This is a genomic window from Quadrisphaera sp. GCM10027208 (assembly GCF_042658805.1).
Taxonomy (GTDB): domain Bacteria; phylum Actinomycetota; class Actinomycetes; order Actinomycetales; family SCSIO-59966; genus SCSIO-59966.
This window is the reverse complement of the sequence record NZ_JBHSRC010000001.1, coordinates 377,425-399,922: the sequence shown is the minus strand read 5'-3', so window position 1 is coordinate 399,922 and position 22,498 is coordinate 377,425. Positions and strand designations below refer to the sequence as shown.

Annotated in this window: 20 protein-coding genes and 1 pseudogene; 18 read left to right on the top strand and 3 right to left on the bottom strand. The window is 72.0% G+C overall.

Going from position 1 to position 22,498, the window contains the following annotated elements; genetic code table 11:
• Window positions 1-92: 92 nt before the first annotated feature.
• The 3 genes from ACFP6A_RS02005 to ACFP6A_RS01995 all read left to right on the top strand — a co-directional run bounded on the left by ACFP6A_RS02005 (window position 93) and on the right by ACFP6A_RS01995 (window position 1,175).
• Complete coding sequence (locus ACFP6A_RS02005) at window positions 93-389, top strand: DUF4244 domain-containing protein (protein ID WP_379601150.1); 297 nt, start codon at window positions 93-95, stop codon at window positions 387-389.
• Between the two features lie 70 nt (window positions 390-459).
• Complete coding sequence (locus ACFP6A_RS02000) at window positions 460-792, top strand: TadE family type IV pilus minor pilin (RefSeq protein WP_379601149.1); 333 nt, start codon at window positions 460-462, stop codon at window positions 790-792.
• A complete protein-coding gene (locus tag ACFP6A_RS01995; protein WP_379601147.1) occupies window positions 789-1,175 on the top strand; it encodes an Rv3654c family TadE-like protein in 387 nt (128 codons plus the stop codon). Before ACFP6A_RS02000 ends, ACFP6A_RS01995 begins: the two co-directional genes overlap by 4 nt.
• A gap of 15 nt (window positions 1,176-1,190) precedes the next feature.
• Here ACFP6A_RS01995 and ACFP6A_RS01990 read toward each other — a convergent pair whose 3' ends face one another.
• Both ACFP6A_RS01990 and ACFP6A_RS01985 read right to left on the bottom strand, forming a co-directional pair.
• Window positions 1,191-1,628: a hypothetical protein gene (locus tag ACFP6A_RS01990; RefSeq protein WP_379601145.1), complete on the bottom strand. Its 438-nt coding sequence runs from the start codon at window positions 1,626-1,628 to the stop codon at window positions 1,191-1,193.
• A gap of 65 nt (window positions 1,629-1,693) precedes the next feature.
• Window positions 1,694-4,069, bottom strand: a complete 2,376-nt coding sequence (locus ACFP6A_RS01985) for a DEAD/DEAH box helicase (protein ID WP_379601144.1) — start codon at window positions 4,067-4,069, stop codon at window positions 1,694-1,696.
• Window positions 4,070-4,182: 113 nt separating this feature from the next.
• Here ACFP6A_RS01985 and ACFP6A_RS01980 point away from each other — a divergent pair, with 113 nt between their 5' ends.
• From ACFP6A_RS01980 to ACFP6A_RS01910, 15 genes and pseudogenes are all read left to right on the top strand, one after another.
• Window positions 4,183-4,578, top strand: a complete 396-nt coding sequence (locus ACFP6A_RS01980; RefSeq protein WP_379601142.1) for an STAS domain-containing protein — start codon at window positions 4,183-4,185, stop codon at window positions 4,576-4,578.
• An 11-nt stretch (window positions 4,579-4,589) separates the two neighbouring features.
• On the top strand, window positions 4,590-4,967 hold the full coding sequence (locus ACFP6A_RS01975; protein ID WP_379601140.1) for an ATP-binding protein: 378 nt from the start codon (window positions 4,590-4,592) through the stop codon (window positions 4,965-4,967).
• Between the two features lie 147 nt (window positions 4,968-5,114).
• Entirely contained in the window at window positions 5,115-7,457 is a 2,343-nt protein-coding gene (locus ACFP6A_RS01970; RefSeq protein ID WP_379601139.1) for a sodium-translocating pyrophosphatase, read from the top strand.
• Window positions 7,458-7,476: 19 nt separating this feature from the next.
• Complete coding sequence (locus ACFP6A_RS01965) at window positions 7,477-7,878, top strand: hypothetical protein (RefSeq protein ID WP_379601137.1); 402 nt, start codon at window positions 7,477-7,479, stop codon at window positions 7,876-7,878.
• A gap of 77 nt (window positions 7,879-7,955) precedes the next feature.
• On the top strand, window positions 7,956-9,176 hold the full coding sequence (locus tag ACFP6A_RS01960) for a Fic family protein (protein WP_379601136.1): 1,221 nt from the start codon (window positions 7,956-7,958) through the stop codon (window positions 9,174-9,176).
• Window positions 9,173-9,373, top strand: a pseudogene (locus ACFP6A_RS01955) (DUF1156 domain-containing protein); the annotation flags it as partial. The gene ACFP6A_RS01960 and the pseudogene ACFP6A_RS01955, both read left to right, overlap by 4 nt.
• A 421-nt stretch (window positions 9,374-9,794) precedes the next feature.
• Window positions 9,795-10,940 carry an acyl-CoA dehydrogenase family protein gene (locus ACFP6A_RS01950; RefSeq protein ID WP_379601134.1) on the top strand — a complete coding sequence of 382 codons (1,146 nt, stop codon included), beginning with the start codon at window positions 9,795-9,797 and terminating at the stop codon, window positions 10,938-10,940.
• The gene (locus tag ACFP6A_RS01945; protein WP_379601133.1) at window positions 10,937-11,737 is read left to right on the top strand and encodes a TIGR03084 family metal-binding protein; all 801 of its coding nucleotides are present in this window, start codon (window positions 10,937-10,939) and stop codon (window positions 11,735-11,737) included. The genes ACFP6A_RS01950 and ACFP6A_RS01945 overlap by 4 nt, the downstream gene beginning before the upstream one ends.
• The gene (locus ACFP6A_RS01940) at window positions 11,734-13,560 is read left to right on the top strand and encodes an acyclic terpene utilization AtuA family protein (protein ID WP_379601132.1); all 1,827 of its coding nucleotides are present in this window, start codon (window positions 11,734-11,736) and stop codon (window positions 13,558-13,560) included. Before ACFP6A_RS01945 ends, ACFP6A_RS01940 begins: the two co-directional genes overlap by 4 nt.
• The gene (locus ACFP6A_RS01935) at window positions 13,557-15,137 is read left to right on the top strand and encodes an acyl-CoA carboxylase subunit beta (RefSeq protein ID WP_379601130.1); all 1,581 of its coding nucleotides are present in this window, start codon (window positions 13,557-13,559) and stop codon (window positions 15,135-15,137) included. The genes ACFP6A_RS01940 and ACFP6A_RS01935 overlap by 4 nt, the downstream gene beginning before the upstream one ends.
• Window positions 15,134-17,167 (top strand): biotin carboxylase N-terminal domain-containing protein, encoded by a 2,034-nt coding sequence (locus ACFP6A_RS01930; RefSeq protein ID WP_379601129.1) that lies wholly within the window; start codon window positions 15,134-15,136, stop codon window positions 17,165-17,167. Before ACFP6A_RS01935 ends, ACFP6A_RS01930 begins: the two co-directional genes overlap by 4 nt.
• 58 nt (window positions 17,168-17,225) lie before the next feature.
• Window positions 17,226-18,755: a class I adenylate-forming enzyme family protein gene (locus tag ACFP6A_RS01925; RefSeq protein WP_379601127.1), complete on the top strand. Its 1,530-nt coding sequence runs from the start codon at window positions 17,226-17,228 to the stop codon at window positions 18,753-18,755.
• A complete protein-coding gene (locus ACFP6A_RS01920) occupies window positions 18,748-19,542 on the top strand; it encodes an enoyl-CoA hydratase-related protein (protein WP_379601126.1) in 795 nt (264 codons plus the stop codon). Before ACFP6A_RS01925 ends, ACFP6A_RS01920 begins: the two co-directional genes overlap by 8 nt.
• On the top strand, window positions 19,539-20,708 hold the full coding sequence (locus ACFP6A_RS01915) for an acyl-CoA dehydrogenase family protein (protein ID WP_379601124.1): 1,170 nt from the start codon (window positions 19,539-19,541) through the stop codon (window positions 20,706-20,708). The genes ACFP6A_RS01920 and ACFP6A_RS01915 overlap by 4 nt, the downstream gene beginning before the upstream one ends.
• A 77-nt stretch (window positions 20,709-20,785) precedes the next feature.
• The gene (locus ACFP6A_RS01910; RefSeq protein WP_379601122.1) at window positions 20,786-21,769 is read left to right on the top strand and encodes an MBL fold metallo-hydrolase; all 984 of its coding nucleotides are present in this window, start codon (window positions 20,786-20,788) and stop codon (window positions 21,767-21,769) included.
• Window positions 21,770-21,786: 17 nt separating this feature from the next.
• Here the strand turns inward: ACFP6A_RS01910 and ACFP6A_RS01905 are convergent, their stop codons facing one another.
• On the bottom strand, window positions 21,787-22,419 hold the full coding sequence (locus ACFP6A_RS01905; protein WP_379601121.1) for a TetR/AcrR family transcriptional regulator: 633 nt from the start codon (window positions 22,417-22,419) through the stop codon (window positions 21,787-21,789).
• Window positions 22,420-22,498: the final 79 nt, after the last annotated feature.

Genomic DNA, 22,498 nt, shown 5'->3' with positions numbered 1-22,498 from the left:
CGTGCTCCCTGGCCCGGGCGGCGGTGCCCGCGCAGGCTCGGCGGCAGCGGTTTCCACCCAGTGGCCGGCGTGGCCGGCGGAGAGGAGCACTGATGCGCAGCACGGTGTGGCAGGACGACGTGTCCCAGGACGACGTGTGCCAGGACGACGTGCCGGACGACGAGGTGTGGGACGACGAGGTGTGGGACGACGAGGTGTGGGGCGACGACGTGCCCGCGGCCGGGGTCGACCAGGGCAGGACCGGCCGGGACGCCGGGATGGCCACGGCGGAGTACGCGATCGCGACGCTGGCCGCTTGCGGTTTCGCCGGGCTGCTCGTCGTCATCCTGCGGGGGGACGAGGTGCGCGAGCTGCTGCTCGGCATCGTGCAGCGTGCGCTCACCCTGTGACGACGTGCCCCCGTGCCCGCGCGACGTGCATCCATCGCGCGAACGGCGTCCCGGGAACCAGGGTGGTGGCGTGACGGCGGAGCTGGCCGTGGCCCTGCTCGGCGTCGTCACGCTTCTCGGTGGGCTGTTCTCCGTGGGGACGGTGGCCCTCGAGCAGGTCCGGGTCACCGACGCGGCCCGGGTCGGTGCCCGCGCCGTCGCGCGGGGAGAACCGGCCACCACCGTCGCCGCGCTCAGCGAGCGCGCCGCCGGCCGCCCGGTCACGGTGGCGGTCGGTGCGGACGGGGACCTGGTCCGGGTGACGGTCACCGGCCGGGTGCGGCTGGCGCTGCCCGGTGCTCCGTCGCTGGAGGTGACCGGGACGGCGTCCGTGCCGGCGGAGCAGACGGCGGTCACCCGGTGAGCCGGGGTCCGTGCCGTGACGCGGGGAGCGGCACGGTGCTGGTCCTGGCGCTCGTCGCGGTCGTCGTCGCGACGGTCCTCGCCGTCTCGGCCGTCGGTGCGGCGGTGGTGCTGCGGCACCGGGCCGAGGCGGCGGCGGACCTGGCGGCCCTGGCGGGCGCGGACGTGGCGACGGGCCGGGTCCCCGGCTCCCCGTGCGTCCGCGCCGGCCGGGTCGCCGCCGTCAACGGCGCCCGGCTCACCGGCTGCTGGGTGCAGGCAGAGGAGGTGGTCGTCGATGTCGCGGTGCGTCGCGGGTCGGCGGGGCCGTTCGCGGGCCTCACCGGCGCGGCACGCGCGTCCGCTCGCGCCGGCCCGGGTGAGGCGACTCCGACGGCGCGGTGACGAGTGGAGCCTGCGTCAGCCCTGCCGGTGCGGCTCGTCGTACCACGAGCCGTCGTCCCCAGGGGAGGTGCCGCCCGGGCCGGGGTCCCGGGGTGCCACCGGCCGGGTCGTGTCCCGCTGGCTCCCGGAGTCCGCCACGGGGGCGGGTCGGGTGTCCTTGCCCGTTGCGGCATGCTCGGGCTGCGGGTCGGTGCGCTTCCGTTCCACTTTCTGAAGGCGCTTGAGCTCCCTGCGCTGCTCGGTCCGGCGCCGGGTGCCGGCGCGCAGCGACACCAGCGCCAGCCCGAGGAGCAGCATCGCCAGGGCTCCGAGCAGGAACACCCCCAGCGCGGTTGGCTCCCAGGCGAGGCTCAGCGCCTCCCACTCCATCCGAACCGTCTCGGTCCCGGCGACGACGACGAACACGACGACAGCCGCGACCGCGACCAGCAGCAGGGCGGCAAGGACGATCATGGCGGCTCCTCCGGCGACGGTCCGACCGCCCCGGGGGGGCGGCTCGGCGGTCTTCACGTTCGAGGCTAGCCCTGCGGGGTTGGATCGGCCCCCCGGACGACGTCCGGGGCCGCCGCCAACGTCGCGGTCAGCAGCCGCAGTGCGCCGGCCTTGTCCAGCGGAGAGTTGCCGTTGCCGCACTTCGGTGACTGGACGCAGGACGGGCAGCCCGTCTCGCACTCGCACGCAGCCACCGCGTCGGCCGTGGCCGTCAGCCAGCGCACGGCGGTGTCGAAGCCCCGCTCGGCGAAGCCGGCGCCGCCCGGGTGCGCGTCGTGCACCACGACGGTCGGCAGCCCCGTGTCGGGGTGGAGCGCGGTGGAGACCCCGCCGAGGTCCCAGCGGTCGCACGTCGCGAACAGTGGCAGCATCCCGATCGCGGCGTGCTCGGCGGCGTGCACGGCACCCGGCACGTCCGCCGGCGGGACCCTGTGGCGCTCGAGCAGTCCCGGCGGCAGCGTCCACCACACCGCGGTGGTGCGCAGCGTCCGCGCCGGCAGGTTCAGCGGCTCCTCCCCGAGCACGTCCCCGGTGACGACCTGACGGCGCAGGAACGAGGTGACCCGGCTTGTCACGTCCACGGTCCCCAGCGAGACCCGCACCGGCCCCCAGGCGACGGACCGCTGCTCGGCCACGAGCGCCACCTCGGTCGTCTCGCGGGCCTGGGTGGTCCAGTCGGGGTCGTCGGCGTGGACCAGCGCGACGGCGTCTGCCAGGTCGAGCGTCTCGACGACGAACGTCTGGCCCTGGTGCAGGTACACGGCGCCGGAGTGCACGGTGTGGTGGGCCGCGGCGGCGTCCACGCTGCCCAGCACCCGTCCCGTGCCGGCCTCCACCACCCGCACCGGCTCGCCGCCGACGCCGCGGAGGTCGGCCAGGTCGGACGCCCGGTCCGGGCGCGTCCAGTACCAGCCGGTGGGCCGTCGTCGCAGCAGACCCCGGGCGACCAGGACGTCGATGACGGCCTCCGCCGTCGGCCCGAACAGGTCGAGGTCCGCGTCGGTGAGCGGCAGCTCGGCCGCGGCCGCGCACAGGTGCGGGGCGAGCACGTGGGGGTTGGCCGGGTCGAGCACCGTCGCCTCCACCGGGCGGGCGAACACGGCGTCCGGGTGGTGCACCACGTAGGTGTCGAGCGGGTCGTCGCGGGCCACGAGGACGGCGAGCGCGTCCTGGCCCGCCCGTCCGGCGCGGCCGGCCTGCTGCCACACCGACGCCAGGGTGCCCGGCCAGCCCGCGAGCAGGACGGCGTCCAGCCCGGACAGGTCCATGCCGAGCTCGAGAGCGTTCGTGCTGGCCAGCCCGAGCAGCTCACCGGAGCGCACCGCGCGCTCCAGGGCGCGCCGCTCCTCCGGCAGGTACCCGGCCCGGTAGGCGGCGACCCGCGGGGGCAGCGCCGGGTCCACCTCGGCCAGCTGCCGCCGGGCGGTCATCGCGACGGACTCGGCGCCCTTGCGGGACCGGACGAAGGCGAGGGTCCGGACGCCGCCGACGACGAGGTCGGTGAGCAGGTCGGCGGTCTCGGCCGTCGCGCTGCGCCGGGTCGGGGCCCCGTTCTCCCCGCCCCCGGGCTGCAGCGGCGGCTCCCAGAGCAGGAAGCGGGTCGCGCCGCGGCGTGAGGTGTCCTCGGTGACCGCCCGGACCGGCCGCCCGACGAGCCGTTCGGCGGTGCGCCCCGGGTCGGCGGTCGTCGCGGAGGCGAGCACGAACACCGGGTCGGCGCCGTAGCGGGCGGCCACCCGTCGCAGTCGGCGCAGCACGGCTGCGACGTGGGAGCCGAACAGTCCCCGGTACTGGTGGCACTCGTCGACGACGACGTACCGCAGCGCCCGCAGGAACGAGGCCCAGCGAGCGTGGCCGGGCAGCATCGAGTGGTGCAGCAGGTCGGGGTTGCTCAGCACGTAGCCCGCGTGGTCACGGATCCAGCGCCGCTGCGCCGGCGGGGTGTCGCCGTCGTAGGTCGCTGCCCGCACCCCCGGTACGGCAAGGGCGTCGACGGCTGCCAGCTGGTCGGCGGCCAGCGCCTTGGTCGGGGCGAGGTAGAGCGCCGTGGCGGCGCGGCCGCTCGGCGCCCGGGACCCCTCGGCGACCGCGGTCAGCGCCGGCAGCAGGTAGACGAGGGACTTCCCCGACGCCGTGCCGGTCGCCACGACGACGTCGTGCCCCGCGCGGGCCAGCTCCGCGCCGTCCACCTGGTGACGCCACGGGCGGTGCACCCCCTGCCGGCCGAGGCCGGCGATAAGGGCCGGGTCCGTCCACGCCGGCCAGGCGGAGTGCACGCCGTCCCGGCCCGGCACCACGTGCTCGTGCAGCACCCGGTCCCGCCGTCCCGGCGCGGCGAGCAGTCGCTCGACGACGTCCGCCGTCGGCGGCGACCCCGCAGCGGGCAGCGAGCTGGTCACCACCGCAGTGTCCGTGGCCGCGCCGCCACCACGCGCAGCGGGTCGTCCGGAAGTGCCACCGAGGGGTCCCGGTGGTTGAATGCGGCCGACCCAGCGTGCCGATGAGGGAGACACCAGTGGACCTGTCCGTCACCAGCCGGGAGCAGGGCGGCCGGACCGTCGTCGAGGTCAGCGGGGAGATCGACGTCTACACCGCGCCGGTCCTGCGGGAGCGCCTGAACGACCTCGTCGGCGAGGGCCACCACCACCTCGTCGTCGACATGGAGAAGGTCGACTTCCTTGACTCCACCGGGCTCGGCGTCCTCGTCGGCGGGCTCAAGCGGGTGCGCTCCCACGACGGGTCCCTGCACCTGGTGTGCACCCAGGAGAAGATCCTCAAGGTCTTCCGGATCACCGGGCTGACGAAGGTGTTCCCGATCCACGACAGCGTGGACGCCGCGGTGGCGGCCTCCGGCGGACAGTCCGGCTCGGCCGGCGCCGAGTCCGGCTCGTCCGGCTCGTCCGGCGCCTGACCGGGACGCCCGTGCCCCGAGTCCACCTCGCCTTCACGGCGCTGCCCGAGCACGTCCGCACCGCTCGCCTCGTCGCCACCGCCGTCGCGCGGCGCCTCACCGTCGACGTGGAGCAGCTCGAGGAGATCCGGCTGGCCGTCGGCGAGGCGTGCGCCCGTGCCGTGCGCCGCAGCGCCACCCTGGACCGGGTTGGCGTCGTGACCGTCGACCTGCACGACGACGGCGGCCGACTCGTCGTCGAGGTCACCGACGACGCCGGCGCGGACGCCGCCGCCGACGACCTCGCGCTCACGCTGCTCGCCGGGCTCGCCCCCGCCGTCGCCGTCGAGGACGGCCCCGGGGGCCCCGGTGGCCGGCTGCGCCTGGACTGGCCCGCCGCCACCGTCTGACCGGGGCGACCCGCCGCGACGGGTGTGACGCGTCCCGCACGCCCGTGGTGTTCCGTGGGTCACAGGTGGTGCGTAGACTCCGCCGCGTTCCCGGCCTGGCGCGCACTGGAGCGCGTGGGCGGCCGTGTGTGACGTCGAGGAGGACGGATGCTCGGGCTCTCACCCCTGACCACCAGGGGGGTGCCCGCGTCCGTGGGCACCCCCGACGTCGCCCTGACCGGCGGCAACTACACACTCGTCGTACTCGTCGCCGTCGTCGCCGCCGTGGCCCTGGTGATGGGACTCGTCTTCCGTCGCCAGGTGCTCGCGGCCGGTGAGGGAACGGCTGGGATGCAGGAGATCGCCCGCGCCGTCCAGGAGGGAGCCAGCGCCTACCTCAACCGCCAGTTCCGCACCCTCGCGGTGTTCGTCGTCCTGGTGTTCGGGCTGCTCTTCCTGCTGCCCGGTGACGGGGACATCCGGCTCGGCCGCTCCATCTTCTTCGTCCTCGGCGCGGTGTTCTCCGCCGCGATCGGCTACCTGGGGATGTCCCTGGCCGTGCGGGCCAACGTCCGGGTGGCGGCCGCCGCCCGCGAGCCGGGCGGCCGGGACGCGGGGATGCGGATCGCCTTCCGCACCGGTGGCACCGTCGGGATGGCCACGGTGGGCCTCGGCCTGCTCGGCGCGGCCGTCGTCGTCCTGATCTACAAGGGCGACGCGCCCGCCGTCCTGGAGGGCTTCGGCTTCGGAGCCGCGCTGCTCGCGATGTTCATGCGGGTCGGCGGCGGGATCTTCACGAAGGCCGCGGACGTCGGGGCCGACCTGGTCGGCAAGGTCGAGCAGGGCATCCCCGAGGACGACCCGCGCAACGCGGCGACGATCGCCGACAACGTCGGGGACAACGTCGGCGACTGTGCCGGCATGGCTGCGGACCTCTTCGAGTCCTACGCGGTCACGCTCGTCGCCGCCCTCATCCTCGGCAAGGCCGCCTTCGGCGACGAGGGCCTCGTCTTCCCGCTGCTCGTGCCCGCGATCGGTGCCCTCACCGCGATCCTCGGAGTGTTCATCACCCGGCCCCGGGTCGGTGAGAGTGGCCTGACGGCGATCAACCGGGGCTTCTACATCTCGGCCGCGGTGGCGGCCGTCGCCTCCGCCGTGCTCGCGTACGTCTACCTGCCCGCCACCTTCGCCGAGCTCGGCAACGTCTCCGACGAGATCGCCGCGCTGAGCGGCGACCCGCGGCTCGTCGCCACCGGGGCCGTCGTCATCGGCGTCGTCCTGGCCGGGATCATCCTGTGGCTCACCGGCTACTTCACCGGCACCACCTCCCGGCCCACCAAGGACGTGGCCCGCACCGCGCTGACCGGTCCGGCCACCGTCGTGCTCTCCGGTTTCGGCGTCGGCCTGGAGTCGGCCGTCTACACCGCCGCGATCATCGCGGGTGCCGTCTACCTCGCCTTCCTCCTCGGCGGCGGGTCGGTGATCCTGTCGCTGTTCCTCATCGCGCTGGCCGGCACCGGCCTGCTCACCACGGTCGGTGTCATCGTCGCGATGGACACCTTCGGCCCGGTGAGCGACAACGCCCAGGGCATCGCCGAGATGTCCGGCGACGTCGACGGCGAGGGCGCCCAGATCCTCACCGAGCTGGACGCGGTCGGGAACACGACGAAGGCGATCACGAAGGGCATCGCGATCGCGACGGCGGTGCTCGCCGCGACCGCCCTGTTCGGGTCCTACAACGACGCCGTGGTCACCGCCCTGCGCTCGGCCGGCGAGGACGCCCGGACGGCGATCGACGGCTACCAGATCGTGTCGCCGAACGTGCTCGTCGGCCTCATCCTCGGCGCCGCCGTCGTGTTCCTGTTCTCCGGCCTGGCGATCAACGCGGTGACCCGCGCCGCGGGCGCGATCGTGTTCGAGGTGCGCCGTCAGTTCCGGGAGATGCCCGGGATCATGGACGGCACCCAGAAGCCGGAGTACGCGCGCGTCGTCGACATCTGTACCAAGGACTCCCTGCGCGAGCTCGCCACTCCTGGCCTGCTCGCGGTGCTCGCGCCGGTGGCCGTCGGGTTCGGTCTCGGGTTCGGCGCGCTGGCCGGTTACCTCGCCGGGGCGATCGGCACCGGGGTGCTCATGGCCGTCATGCTCGCCAACTCCGGCGGCGCCTGGGACAACGCCAAGAAGATCGTCGAGGACGGTCACTACGGCGGCAAGGGCTCGGCGGCCCACGCGGCGGCGGTCATCGGCGACACCGTCGGCGACCCGTTCAAGGACACCGCCGGCCCGGCGATCAACCCGCTGATCAAGGTGATGAACCTCGTATCGGTGCTCATCGCGCCCGCCGTGGTCACGCTGAGCATCGGCGACTCCGCCAACGACGGGCTCCGGCTGCTCATCGCCGGCCTGGCGGCGGCGGTCGTCGTCGCCGCGGTGGTCGTGTCGAAGCGGCGCGACCTGGCCATCGGTGGTGAGGAGCCCGAGCCCGTCGAGTCCCGCGAGGCCCGCCTCTGAGCACGGCACGGGCTTGACCGTGCTCCGGCTGGACAGTCTGCGGGCCGGTCAGCTCGTCCGGGGAGTGCTGGCCGACCAGGTCGTCACCGTGGTGTCGGTGGAGCCGCACGGCGACTCGGTGGTCACGCTGACCTACCGGGACGCGCAGGGGCGGCTCGGTGAACGGCTGCTGTTCCGGGACGACGAGGCGTCCCTGGCGGTCGTGGCGCAGCGTCGCGGCTTCACGTTCGACGGAGACGGGCACCTCCTGCCGCGCCAGCCGCTCCGCTTGGTCCTCGCCGACGACCCCGGCGCCGGCAAGACGATCATGGCTGGCTCGTACATCAAGGAGCGACACCTCCTGCTGATGACCGGGATGCCGCACAGACGCGGGCAGTGTTCGACTGGCAGCGTGGCGAGCCGCCGCTCGGCCACGAGGTAGGTATGAATCGACCTGACATGTGATACACAACTGGCTGTTCGTTATCACTCGCTGAGGTGAGGGAGAGGTAGGTATCAGTGCGTACCGACCTCTTCGACGCTTCGCGCCGACGCCACGTCGTCCGGGCGGAGGGCGGCTACCAGGCGTTCGTGCCTCCGCCGCTGCCTCCGGACCTGACCATGACCCCCGACCTCCTCCGACTCAACTCCAAGGCGGACCGGGCAGTCGGCCTGCTGTCCGGTGTCTGCCAGACGCTGCCCAACCCGTACCTGCTCTCGCGTTCGCTGATGCGGCGCGAGTCGGTGCTGTCGAGCCGGATCGAGGGGACGCAGGCGTCGCTGTCCGACCTGCTGATCTACGAGGCGAGGGGGGAGCCCGCCGGGCCTGGCACCGACGACGTTCGGGAGGTGGCCAACTACGTCGCCGCCATGGAGTACGTCCTCGACCCCGATCGCCGGCTGCCGCTGAGCCTGCCGCTGCTGCGGGAGGCGCACCGGATCCTGATGACGGGTGTGCGTGGCCACCACGCGGCTCCCGGCCAGTTCCGGACCTCGCAGAACTGGATCGGCTCCCCCGGGTCGGCGATGGTCGACGCGACCTACGTCCCGCCGCCGCCGGAACGGCTGCGGGAGACCCTGGACGCCTTCGAGACGTACCTGCACCGCGAGCACGACCTGCCTCCGCTGGTGGAGATCGCCTGCATTCACTACCAGTTCGAGGCCATCCACCCGTTCGTCGACGGCAACGGCAGAGTCGGCCGGCTGCTGATCGGCCTGCTCCTCATCGAGTGGGGACTGCTGCCGTTGCCGTTGCTGGACCTGTCGGCGTACATCGAACCGAGACGGCCTGCTTACTACGCCGGGTTGCTGGGAGTGTCGGCCCGCGGGGACTGGGCGGGCTGGGTGCGGTTCTTCCTCGCCGCCGTCGAGACCCAGTCGGCCAGCGTGGTGCAGCGGGCCCAGCGAATGCAGCAGCTACGCGACGACTACCGCGCGCGGCTGTCCACCGCGCGGTCCTCCGGCCTGGCGCTCAAGCTGGTCGACGCACTGTTCGAGAGCCCGGTGATGACGATCAACCGCGCGATGGCCATCACCGAGATAACGCACCGTGCGGCGACGCTCAACGTCGAGAAGCTCGTTGCGGCCGGCATCCTGCGGGAGCTGTCCCGGCCGGCGCGGCCCCGAGTCTTCCTCGCGGACGACGTCATCGCGGCCATCGAGGGCAGGCCGGACGTCCCCGAGGGCGCGGACGTGAACCTGGTCGACCATCCTGAGGGCACGCAGTGGGAGCCGGTGTGACCGCATACCGTCGGAAGCTCATCGAGGTGGCGCTGCCGCTCGACGCCATCAACCGCGAGTCGGCCCGGGAGAAGTCGATCCGGCACGGCCACCCTGGACGCTGCACCTGCGGTGGGCCCGCCGACCGCTCGCGGCGTGCCGGGCTGCTGTTCGCGCGGCTGGTCGACGACCCCTCCGCCCGGCCGGAGCCACGGCCTAGGAGGGCTACCGCCGGTCATTTCCGATCACCAGCAGCGCGTGACCTCGTGCCTGCGGCGCGCGCTCGTGGTGTCGCTCGTGTCCTGGTCAGGCAGGACAGGGCATGACGACGGGTGGAGGCACCGCGTCCGGGCCCCGTCTGGCACGCCGTCGGTGAGCTCGTCAGTTGCGCCTTCTAGCTGGGGCAGTGGGTCGGGACGGCGGCGCTCGCCGGGCTCGCTCTGGCGCCCCGGACGACGAGGTGCCCGCCGGAACACGGAACGGACCGGGCAGGTCGAACGCCTCTCGCTGCGCCGCTCTCGAAGCTTGAGCACGGTCGAAGTGTGCCCTGAGGTATTGCGTGCCGCGTGCGCGAAGGGCTAACCTGACGCAACCGTCAATTCCGTGTGGCCTAGCGTCCCGTGACCTCCAGGAGCCCTCGTGCGCTTCACCGACGAGCACCGCGCCTTCCGACAGCTGGTCCGCGACGTGGTCGAGAAGGAGATCGCTCCCCACGTGGACGAGTGGGAACGGGCTGGGACCTTCCCGGCGCACGAGCTGTTCCCGAAGCTCGGCGAGCTGGGGCTGCTGGGGCTCGAGTACGACCCCGAGTACGGGGGACAGGGCGCTGAGCACCTCTACTCCGTGATCCTCGCTGAGGAGCTGCACCGGTCCGGGTGCTCGGGGGTCCCGATGGCGATCGGCGTGCAGACGATGATGGCCACGCCGTCGCTGCACGAGTTCGGCAGCGACGAGCTCAAGCGGCGTTACCTGGAACCGGCTGTCCGCGGCACGGCGGTCTGCTCCATCGCCGTCACCGAGGCCGGCGCCGGCTCGGACGTGGCCGGTCTGCGCACCCGAGCCGTGCGCGACGGTGACGAGTGGGTGATCAACGGCAGCAAGCTCTACATCACCAACGGCACCCAGGCCGACTGGTTGTGCCTCCTGGCGCGCACCTCCGACGAGGGCGGCTATCGCGGCATGTCGCAGATCATCGTGGAGACCAGCACGCCTGGATTCTCGGTCTCCCGCAAGCTCGACAAGCTCGGTAACCGCTCGTCGGACACCGCGGAGCTGTTCTTCGACGACGTCCGGGTGCCCGTGAGCAACACGATCGGTGAGATCGGCCGCGGCTTCCAGCAGCAGATGGCGCAGTTCGTCGTGGAGCGCATGTTCGCGGCCTACGGGGCTGTCGGCAGCTGCCGCTGGGCGCTCGAGCGCACCCGCGACTACCTGCTGCAGCGGGAGACGTTCGGGCGGCCGCTGCTGGCCAACCAGTACGTGGGTTTCCGACTGACCGAGCTCTCCGCCCAGGTGGAGCTGCTGCAGTCGCACAACTACGCCTGTGCCCAGGCGTACATGGACGGCGAGGACATCACCCGGGCGGCCACGGTGGCCAAGCTCACCGCCGGCCGGCTGCTGCGCGAGGTGGCCGACACCTGTCTGCAGTTCCATGGCGGCATGGGGTACATGGAGGAGACCTGGACCTCTCGGTTCTTCCGCGACTCCCGGCTGGCCTCCATCGGCGGCGGCGCCGACGAGGTCATGCTGCAGGTGCTGGCCCGGATGGACGGGTTCACGGCATGACGGCCGGAGGTAGCCCGCTGCTGGAGCAGCTCGTCGGGGACTTCGAGGCCGAGTGCGCCGACCTGGACGCCAGGGTCTCCCCGTTGGACACCGGCGCATGGGGCACTCCGACCCCGGCGACCGGCTGGGACATCCGCGACACCATCAACCACCTGGCCTTCTTCGACGCCGACGCCCTGCTGGCCGTGACCGACCCGGACGCCTTCAGCGCACTGGTGCAGCGCGTGACCGTGGCCGGCAACGACTACGTCGAGCAGCGCACGCTCGAGGGCCGCTCCTTCGACCCCGCCCAGGTCCTGGGCCGCTGGCGCACCGGACGGGTCGCGCTGGCGGCGGCACTGCGCGGCATGGACCCCGGGGCCCGCGTGCCCTGGTTCGGCCCCCCCATGAGCCCGGCCTCGTTCGTCACCGCGCGGCTGATGGAGGTCTGGGCTCACGGGCAGGACGTCGTCGACGCTCTCGGGCAGCAGCGCCCTGCAACATCTCGGCTGCGTGCGGTGGCCGATCTCGGCTACCGAACCCGCGCCTTCTCCTACGCCGTCCGCGGCGCCGTCATGCCGGAGGCGCCGGTGCGCCTGGAGCTGGCCGGGCCGGAGGGCCAGACCTGGACCTGGGGCCCGCCCGACGCGGCGGACGTCATCAGTGGCCCGGCGCTGGACTTCTGCCTGCTGGTCACCCAGCGCCGGCACCGGGACGACCTGGCGCTGACCGTGCGCGGCGCAGCGGCCCAGGAGTGGGCTGCCATCGCGCAGGCCTTCGCCGGTCCCCCTGGAGCCGGGCGGGAGCCGCTGTCATGACCGCTCCGCTGCGCGTGGCCAACGTCTCCGGGTTCTACGGTGACCGCCTGTCGGCGATGCGCGAGATGCTCGACGGTGGGGACGTCGACGTCCTGACCGGGGACTACCTCGCCGAGCTCACCATGTTCATCCTCGGGCGGCAGCGCGCCACCGACCCGGCCGCGGGGTACGCCCGGTCCTTCCTCACCCAGCTGGAGGAGTGCCTCGGTGACGCTCTGAGCCGCGGGGTGCGGGTCGTCAGCAACGCCGGGGGGCTGAACCCGCAGAGCCTGGCCGACGCGGTGCGTGCCCTCGGTGAACGGCTCGGGGTCCCGGTCCGGGTGGCCACGGTCAGCGGTGACGATCTGCTGCCGCGGCTCTCCCAGCTCAGCTCCGCCGGCCGTCTGCGGACCGGTGACCGGCCACCAGCGGACGACGACGGGACTCCTGGGACCGGGGAGTTCGCCGACACCCTGACGGCCAACGCCTACCTCGGCTGCTGGGGAGTGGTGCGTGCCCTGGAGGCGGGGGCCGACGTCGTCGTCACCGGGCGAATCACCGACGCCAGTCTGGTCGTCGGTCCGGCCGCGTGGCACCACGGCTGGGGCTCCGACGACCTCGACGCGCTGGCCGGTGCCACCGTTGCCGGGCACGTCCTCGAGTGCGGCACACAGGCCACCGGCGGCAACTTCAGCTTCTTCACCGAGCTGCTCGACACGAACCCCGGCGCCCTCGACCGCGTCGGTTTCCCGCTCGCCGAGATCGCTGCTGACGGGACCGCCGTCATCACCAAGCACCCTGGTACCGGGGGAGCGGTCACCGTCGACACGGTCACCGAGCAGCTGCTCTACGAGCTCACCGGCAGCCGCTACGGTGGGCCGGACGTCATCACGCGGTTCGACCGGTTGCAGCTGCGGCAGGTGGGGCGTGACCGTGTCGAGATCACGGGGGCTCGCGGCCTGCCGCCCGGGGGCTGGCTGAAGGTGGCGACCAACCGTCTCGGCGGCTTCCGCAACGCCATGACCCTGCCGCTGGCCGGGCTGGACGTCGAGCGCAAGGCGGAGCTGCTGCGCCGACAGCTGGCCCCGACGTTGGAGGGAGTGGCCGAGGCCGTCGTCACCCTGGCTCGTACGGACTCCCCGGACGCCGGTACGGAGGAGGAGGCCAGCGCCCTGCTGCATGTGGTTGTCAAGGACCCGGACCGGGAGAAGGTCGGCAAGGCGTTCACCGTGCCCGTGATCGAGCTGAGCCTGGCCAGCATCCCCGGCTTCTTCGCCACCAGCGCCCCGCCCAGCCCGTCCGCCTACGGCGTGTACGCCCCGGCCTGGGTGCCGGCCGAGGACGTCGACCAGCTGGTGGGCCTGCCCGACGGCCGCACCGAGACCGTGTCCTCCACGTGGCCACAACCGGGCGACGCGCCGGTCGACGTCCCTGCAGACGCGGTGGACACGGACGTGGACGCTGACGTGGACGTCAGCGGGATGTGGTCGGAAGGACCCACCCGGCGCGTCCCCCTAGGCCTGGTGGCCGGCGCTCGCAGCGGCGACAAGGGCGGCTCGGCGACCCTCGGTGTGTACGCCCGGAGTGCGGAGGCCTACCTATGGCTTTCGGACTTCCTCACCGAGGAGCGGCTCCAGCAGCTGCTGCCGGAGGCGGCCGCCCTGCCGCTGACCCGAGAGCTGCTGCCCGGCCTGAAGGCGGTGCTGTTCCAGATCCACGGCCTCCTCGGCGAGGGCGTCGCCGCCAGCACGCGATTCGACCCCCAGGCCAAGGCCGTCGGCGAGTGGCTGCGGTCACGCCTGGTCGACGTCCCGTCGTCCCTGCTCCCGGAAGGAAGAACGTGACCGTACTCGCCGAGCGCGCTGCGGAGAACCGTGCCGCGCTGCTCGAGCGTCTCGCGGAGCTCGAAGAGCAGCGCGCCCAGGCCAATCTGGGCGGTGGTGAGAGTGCGCTGGCCCGCCACCGCAGTCGCGGCAAGCTCACCGTCCGTGAACGCATCGAGCTCCTGCTCGACCGCGACAGCCCGTTCCTCGAGCTGTCCCCGTACGCCGCCTGGGGCACCGACTTCCCCGTGGGGGCGAGCGTGGTCACCGGTATCGGCGTGGTGGAAGGCGTCGAGGTCATGATCTCGGCGAACGACCCGACCGTGCGCGGGGGAACGACAAACCCCTACACGTTCCGCAAGACCCAACGGGCGCACGAGATCGCCCAGACGAACCGGCTGCCGTTCATCAGCCTTGTCGAGTCCGGGGGCGCGGACCTGCCCACCCAGGCGGAGATCTTCATCCCGGGAGGTCGCGCGTTCCGAAACCTCACCAGGCTGTCCGCCCAGGGCATCCCCACGGTGGCCCTTGTGTTCGGCAACAGCACCGCCGGAGGTGCCTACCTCCCGGGGATGAGCGACCACGTGGTCATGATCGAGGGTCGCAGCAAGGTGTTCCTCGCCGGTCCCCCGCTGGTGAAGATGGCCACCGGCGAGGACGCCGACGACGAGTCCCTCGGCGGGGCGGCGATGCACGCCCGTGTCTCGGGTAGTGCTGACCACCTGGCGGTCGACGAGGTCGACGCGATCCGGCTGGGCCGCCAGATCGTGCGGAACCTGAACTGGCGCAAGGCGGGTCCTGGACCGTCGCGACCGGCTGACCCTCCGCTCCACGACCCCGAGGAGCTCTTGGACCTGGCACCCGCTGACCTGCGCCAGCCTCTCGACCCGCGGGACGTGCTCGCCCGCATCGTCGACGGCAGTCGGTTCGACGAGCACAAGCCGCTCTACGGAACGTCACTCGTGACCGGCTGGGCGAGCATTCACGGGTATCCGATCGGCGTTCTGGCCAACGCCCGTGGCGTGCTGTTCCGGCAGGACGCCGAGAAGGCCGCACAGTTCATCCAGCTGGCCAACCAGGTCGACACCCCGCTGCTGTTCCTGCAGAACACGACCGGCTACATGGTCGGCACCGAGTACGAGCAGGACGGGATCATCAAGGCCGGTTCCCAGATGATCAACGCGGTGTCTAACAGCGCCGTCCCGCACATCACGCTGAACATCGGGGCGTCCTACGGCGCCGGCAACTACGGTATGTGCGGGCGGGCCTACGATCCACGGTTCCTGTTCACCTGGCCGAACGCCAAGAGCGCGGTCATGGGACCGGCGCAGCTCGCCGGCGTCCTCGACATCGTGGGTCGGGCCAGCGCGCAGGCCCGGGGCCGTGACTACGACGAGGAAGCGGCTGCGGCGATGCGGGCGGCTGTGGAGCAGCAGATCGAGCGCGAGTCGCTCGCCCTGTTCCTGTCCGGACGTCTCTACGACGACGGCATCATCGACCCCCGCGACACGCGAACGGTGCTGGGACTGGCGCTCTCAGCGATCCACAACGCCCCCGTCCGGGGACTTCACGACGGATGGGGGGTGTTCCGGCTATGAGCCCTGTGACCCTGCGCAGCGTCCTGGTGGCCAACCGCGGCGAGATTGCTCGACGGGTGTTCTCCACCGCTCGTGCCATGGGACTGCGTACCGTCGCTGTGTACTCCGACGCGGACGCCGACGCGCCGTTCGTCGCCGACGCCGACGTCGCGGTCCGACTGCCCGGCAGCACCCCGGCAGAGACCTACCTGCGCGCCGACTCGATCGTGGCGGCTGCACTGCAGGCCGGCGCCGACTGTGTGCACCCGGGCTACGGCTTTCTGTCCGAGAACGCGGACTTCGCCCGGGCGGTGCAGGCGGCTGGACTGGTCTTCGTGGGTCCGAGCGCTGAAGCCATCGAGGCCATGGGCAGCAAGCTGGCCGCCAAGGCCCGCATGCGTGAGGCCGGGGTGCCGACCCTGCCGAGTGTCGACGCCAGCGGTCTGTCCGGACCAGAGCTGGAGAAGGCAGCCGTCGACGTCGGGTACCCGTTGCTGGTGAAGGCCTCCTTCGGTGGGGGCGGCCGCGGGATGCGGGAAGTCAGGGCCCCGGGCGAGCTCACCGAGGCGGTCGAGAGTGCACGCCGGGAGGCGGCGTCGGCCTTCGGCGACGGAAGGGTGTTCCTCGAGCGGCTGCTCGAGCGACCCCGTCACGTCGAGGTCCAGGTTCTCGCGGACAGCCACGGACGGACGGTGGCGCTCTTCGAGCGGGAGTGCTCGATTCAACGGCGCCACCAGAAGGTGGTCGAGGAGGCACCGTCTCCGGCGGTGGGCCCGGAGCTGCGGGAGCGTTTGCAGGCCGCCGCGATCGCTGCCGCTCGGTCCATCGACTACGTCGGCGCAGGTACGGTCGAGTTCCTCCTCGATGAAGGAGGCGAGTTCTACTTCCTCGAGGTCAACACGCGACTTCAGGTGGAGCACCCCGTTACCGAGGCGGTCACCGGGCTGGACCTCGTCCGGTTGCAGTTCGACGTCGCTGCCGGCCGGTCGCTGTCCGACCCCGCTCTGCGGCCGGTCCTGAACGGAGCGGCGATCGAGGTTCGCCTCTACGCCGAGGACCCGGCTCGCGCCTGGCTGCCCCAGTCCGGGCGACTCGTGGACTTCCACGTGCCCGCCGACTCCGAGTTCCGGCTGCCGGACGGGCCCGGTGTCCGACTGGACAGCGGCGTTGTTCCCGGCGTCGAGGTCGGCGTGCACTACGACCCGATGCTCGCCAAGGTGATCGCCTGGGCTCCGGACCGGACTTCAGCCGCGCTGGCCCTAGCCGGAGCCCTGCAGCGTGCCCGGCTGCACGGCCTGGTCACCAACCGAGATCTCCTGGTGCGCGTGTTGCGGAGTGAGGCCTTCCTCGCCGGCGAGACCGACACCGCGTTCCTGGACCGGCTCGGCCTGGACGTCCTCGCCGCGCCGCTGGTCGATGAGGGGGGGCTCCGTCGGCATGCCGTCGTGGCGGCGCTTGCGGGCGCCGCACTGCGGCGGGCCACCGCCCCGGTGCTCGCCGGTCTGCCCACCGGCTGGCGCAACAACCCGACAGCGCCCCAGACCACCGTCTTCGACGCCGGTACGGTGCGTTACCGCCTGGACCGGACGGGGCTCACGGCCGACGTCGACGGGACGCCGGTGCCGCTGGCGGTGCTCGAGACCGAGGTCCTCGGGTCGACCCGGGTCCGGCTGCAGGTGGAGGCCGAGGGGTTGCGCGGAACGTACGAGGTGCACGTCCACGGCGACCGCTCGTTCGTCGACGCGCCCGACGGCTCGACGACACTGGTCGAACGGCCCCGGTTCCCGGAGCCCACGGCGAAGGTGGCGCCGGGGTCGTTGACCGCTGCGATGCCCGGCACGGTCAGCCGGGTGGCGGTGTCGGAGGGAGAACGGGTCGTCGCCGGCCAGCTGGTACTGGTCCTCGAGGCCATGAAGATGGAGCACCCCGTGGTGTCACCCACGGACGGCGTGGTCCAGGCTCTCCACGTCCACGTGGGGACGCAGGTGGAGGCAGGCGCGACGCTGGCCGTCGTCGCCGAGACCGAGGAAGGGAACAGCGATGCGTCCTGATCTGTCGGGGGTCGACCCCCTTGAGCTGAACCTGGCGACGCGGTTGTCGGTAGGTGACATGCTCACCCGCTCGGCCTTCCAGTTCCCGGACCGCACCGCCATCGTGCAGGACGGTGAGGAGGTCACGTACGCACGCCTCGACGCCGCCGCCGAGGCCTTCGGACGAGGCCTGCTCGACACCGGCCTCCAGCGCCAGGAGCCCGTTGCCTTTCTGCTGGGGAACTCGTGGCGATTCGTGGCCACCTTCTTCGCCTGCGCCAAGGCGGGGCTCGTCGCCATGCCGGTGAACCTGGTGCTGTCCGCTGACGACGTGGCATGGATCCTGGCCGACTCGGGAGCGCGCGCAGTGGTCGCCGACCCGGCGTTCGTCCCACTCCTCGAGCGGGTACTGCCCGACCTGTCCCAGGTGACCACCGTGGTCGTCACCGGGGATGCGCCCGTCTCGGTGGCCGGGCGTGCCGTGCTGCGCTGGGACGACGTAGCCGCGGACCCGACCCCGCTGCAGGTGGTGGTGGAGGACCGCGACACCGTGCAGTGCCTGTACACCTCTGGCACGACGGCACGTCCTAAGGGCGTGCTGACGAGCCACCTCGCCGTCCACGTGGCGGCGCTGAGCAACGCCCTGGAGCTGGGACATCGGCACGGTCACGACCCCTCGGTGGCCCCGATCGTGCTACCGCTGTTCCACACCACCGCTCTGGACACGCTGCTGCTGCCGGTGCTGCTCACCGGTGGCACCGTGATCCTTCCTGCCGGATTCCAGCCTGAGGCGTATCTCGATCTCGTCGAGAGCCGGCGGGCGACGCACCTGCTGCTGCTGCCGATGATGTGGGCTGCGATACTGGGCACGCCGAGGCTCGACGAGCGAGACCTGTCCTCGGTGCGGCTGTGCATGTACGCCATGGCGCCGATGCCCCAGGAGCGGATCGGTCAGATCGCCGCTGCCTTTCCCAACGCCGACGTGCTACTTGGCTCCGGGCAGACCGAGTGCGTGCCGGCCACGGTGGTGCAGTGGCCTGCTCACCAGGACACCAAGAGTGCCTCATGGGGCCCGGCGGTGGTCACCGTCGACACCCGGATCATGGGCCCCGCCGGTGAGCTGGTGCCCCGGGGAGAGACCGGCGAGATCGTCTACCGCGGTCCCCATGTGATGAGCGGCTACTGGAACAACCCTGCAGCGAACACCGCGGCCTTCGCGCATGGCTGGTTCCACAGTGGGGACGTGGGCCACATCGACGACGAAGGCGTGGTCTGGTTCACAGACCGGCTCAAGGACATGGTGAAGACCGGCGGGGAGAACGTCTCGTCGGTCGAGGTTGAACGGGTCCTGCTGAGCTCTTCGGAGATCACGGAGGCAGCGGTCATCGGGGTACCTGACGACCGGTGGGGCGAGGCCGTCACGGCAGTCGTCGTCGCTGCTGACCCCGCCGTCGACCGTGCCGCTCTCGAGGAGCGGCTCATCGCACTGTGCCGTGAGCACCTGGCCGGCTTCCAGGTCCCGAAGCGGATCGAGGTTCTCCCGGGACTGCCGAAGACGGCGACCGGCAAGATCCAGAAGCACGAGCTACGGGAGCGGTTCCGTGGCTGAGCCGGACCTGGTCCATGTCGACCACCGAGGGCAGGCTGCCGTGGTCACCCTGGACTCTCCCCACAATCGCAACGCGCTGTCGAGTTCGCTGCTCGAACAGCTGCACGCGGCCTTGGCGGGCGTGACCGCCGACGACCGGGCCCGAGTCGTCGTGCTCACTGCGACTGGCACGGTGTTCTGCTCCGGCGCCGACCTGAAGGAGCAGCTGGCCGGTGGCCCGCAGCCGGCGGTGGGGCTGCCGGACGTCGTGACGCTGATCTACGGCTCTCCCAAACCGGTGGTTGCGCGGGTCAACGGCGCGGCGCGCGCCGGCGGGCTGGGCTTGATCGCAGCCTGCGACCTCACCGTCGGACTGGCCAGGGCGACCTTCGGGTTCAGCGAGGTCCGCATCGGCGTGGCCCCCGCCGTCATCGCCGTCCCCTGTCTGCGCCGGATGGACCGCCGCGCCGCCAGGGAGCTGTTCCTCACCGGCGAGACGTTCGACGGGCTGCGGGCCCGCGACGCCGGCCTGCTCGACCGTGCTGTCGCCGACGACGAGCTCGACCAGACCGTGGACGTCCTGGTCGGACAGCTCTGCAGGGGCGCACCCGAAGCGCTGGCGGTCACCAAGCGGCTGCTGCAGGACCTCCCCGGTCCGGATCTGGACGAGGACCTCCGCCGGATGGCCGCGGTGTCGGCCGAGCGGTTCGCTTCCGCCGAAGCGCGTGAGGGTATCGCCGCGCTGCTCGGGAAGCGCGAACCGTCCTGGGACACTTCGTCAGCGCTCGCAACGGGAGGACGGCCATGACCGAGACCGACGTCACCGCGACCACCAGTGATCCCTGGCGCACACCCGAGCGGGTGGCACTGCGCCGGCTCGTCCGCGACTTCGTGGCCCGGGAGATCGCGCCCCACATGGAGGAGTGGGAACGGGACGGTGAGCTGCCGCGCGATCTGCACCGCAAGGCAGCCGCCGTCGGGCTGCTGGGCGTCGGCTTCCCCGAGCATGTGGGCGGCAGCGGTGGAGACGCAATCGACTCAGCGATCATCACTGAGGAGATCCTGCACGGCGGCGGATCCACCGGCGTCTGTGCCTCTCTGTTCACCCACGGCATCTCTGTCCCGCACATCGTCGCCTACGGCAGCCCCGAGCTGGTTGACCGGTACGTCCGACCGACGTTGGCGGGGGAGCTGATCGGGTCCCTGGCGGTTTCCGAGCCCGGTGGGGGCTCCGACGTCGCAAACCTCCGCACCCGGGCGGTCCGCGACGGTGACGAGTACGTGGTGAACGGCAGCAAGACGTTCATCACCAGCGGCGTGCGCGCCGACTTCGTCACGGCCGCGGTACGCACCGGCGGACCAGGTCACCCAGGCATCTCCCTGCTCGTCATCGACAAGGACACACCCGGGTTCACCGTCTCCCGCCGACTCGACAAGATGGGCTGGCGGTGCAGCGACACAGCTGAGCTGTCCTTCACCGACGTCCGGGTGCCGGTCACGCACGTGGTGGGCACGGAGAACACCGGCTTCGCCCAGATCATGCAACAGTTCCAGAGCGAGCGGATCGGCCTCGCTGTCCAGGCCTACGCCACTGCGGCCCGTGCCCTGGACCTGGCACTCGGGTGGGCGCGGGACCGGGAGACGTTCGGACGACCGTTGTCCTCCCGCCAGGTGATCCGGCACAAGCTGGCCGAGATGGCCCGCCAGGTCGACGTCGCGCGCTCTTACACGCGGGCAGTCATGCAGCGGTTCCTCGCCGGTGAGGACGTCGACGCGGAGGTGTCGATGGCGAAGAACACCGCCGTCTACGCGTGCGACTTCGTGGTGGACGAGGCGGTGCAGATCTTCGGCGGCATGGGCTACATGCGCGAGTCGGAGGTCGAGCGTCACTACCGGGACGCCCGGATCCTCGGGATCGGCGGAGGGACGAACGAGATCATGAACGAGGTCATCAGCAAGCGGATGGGACTATGACCGTAGAGTCGGACCGCTCGTTTCGAGTCACTGGTACCGAGCAGGAACGGTCCTGGGCAGAGAGGCTCCTGCCACCGGTGGAGCAGGTCCAGCCAGGGCTGTGGTCCATCCCGGTTCCCATCCCCAACAGCCCGCTGCGGTACGTGCTCGTGTACGCCCTCGAGATGGACGACGGGGTGGCGCTGATCGACGCCGGGTGGGACACGGACGAGGCCTGGCAGGCTCTGACTCACGGCCTAGCGACGGCCGGGTACGCCGTCGGGGACGTCCGCGGCGTGATGGTGACGCACATCCACCCCGACCACTACGGGCTGGCCGGCCGGGTCCGCGATACCTCCGGTGCCTGGGTCGGGCTGCATCCCGACGACGCGGCGCTGCTGCCCGCTCGGTACGGGGCCGGCATCAACGACCTGCTCGACGACATGGCCGCTCTGCTGCGGGACTGCGGCGTGCCGGAGGACGAGCTCGGGAACCTGTCCCGGGCGTCGTTGGAGATCGTCGACTACGTGCGCCAGGCCGAACCGGACCGCCTCATCCAGGACGGTGAGCGACTCCCGCTGCCGGGCTGGGACCTGCGTGCGGTGCACACACCTGGTCACTCCCCTGGTCACCTGTGCTTCTACGAGCACCGCCGCCGGGTCCTGTTCTCCGGCGACCACGTCCTGCCCCGGATCACGCCGAACATCGGGGTGCACGCCCAGTCCTCGGGCAACCCGCTGGCCGACTTCGTCGAGTCCCTGGCCCGTGTCAGCAGACTCGACCTGCACCTGGACGAGGTGCTGCCGGCGCACGAGTACCGCTTTGCCGGGCTCGCTGCGCGCGTGTCGACGCTCCTGGCCCACCACGACGCGCGCCTGGAGGAGATCCGCACCGCCACCGCGGCGAGGCCGACGACGTGGGAGCTGACCGCCGCGCTGACCTGGTCGCGACCGTGGGACCAGATCTCCGGCTTCATGCGACGAGCGGCCGTAGCGGAGACGCTGGCGCACCTGGTCCTCCTCGAGAGCAGGGGACGCGTGACGCGCACTCGCGAGCTCCCGTGGCGTTGGGAGCCGCGCTGAGTGCGGGTCCCCACCGCTCAGTCGGTGCGCGCCTCCCCGTCGGCGACTGCCTCCGTGTCCGGCGCGCTCGTTCGGTCCCCGCCCGGCCAGGCGGACGGCGCCAGGCCGATCGCACCGGCCCACAGCCGGGTGAGGACGTCGACGGCAGCCGCCTCGTCCAGCCCCTCCACGGGGTCCTGCCACAGGTGGGCGAAGGACTCCACCATGGCCCCCAGCGCGCTGGCCGTCGCCCGCGGTGGCAGCAGTGGGTCAGCCAGGCCCAGGTGCTGCAGTCGGATCAGGCCCTCCATCCCGCGCTGGACGAACGACTCCCGGATCTCCAGTCGCAGCCCGCGGAAGTCCTCCCGGGTATCCGCCAGGGAGTCGAGCACCCTCAGGATGCGCGAGTGCCGCGTGACGGCTCGGAGGAACGAGCGGTTCGCCGCCTCGATGCGGGCGTAGGCCGCGTCCGGCGGCAGGCGGCTACCGATCGAGGTGGCCGAGAAGATGTCCCTGGCCACCTCGGAGACGATCTCGCGGAGCAACGCCTCCTTGGAGTCGAACCACGTGTAGAAGGTTCCGTGGGACACCCCAGCGCGCTGCGCGACGGCATCGATGCCGACGGTCGAGAACCCGTGCTCCTCGAACAGCTCCCGCCCAGCCAGCAGCAACGCCGACCGGGTTCGCCGGCCGCGTGCGGTGACTGGGGGGACTCCCGATCCCTTAGTCGTCACTCAAGTCCTCCAGCAG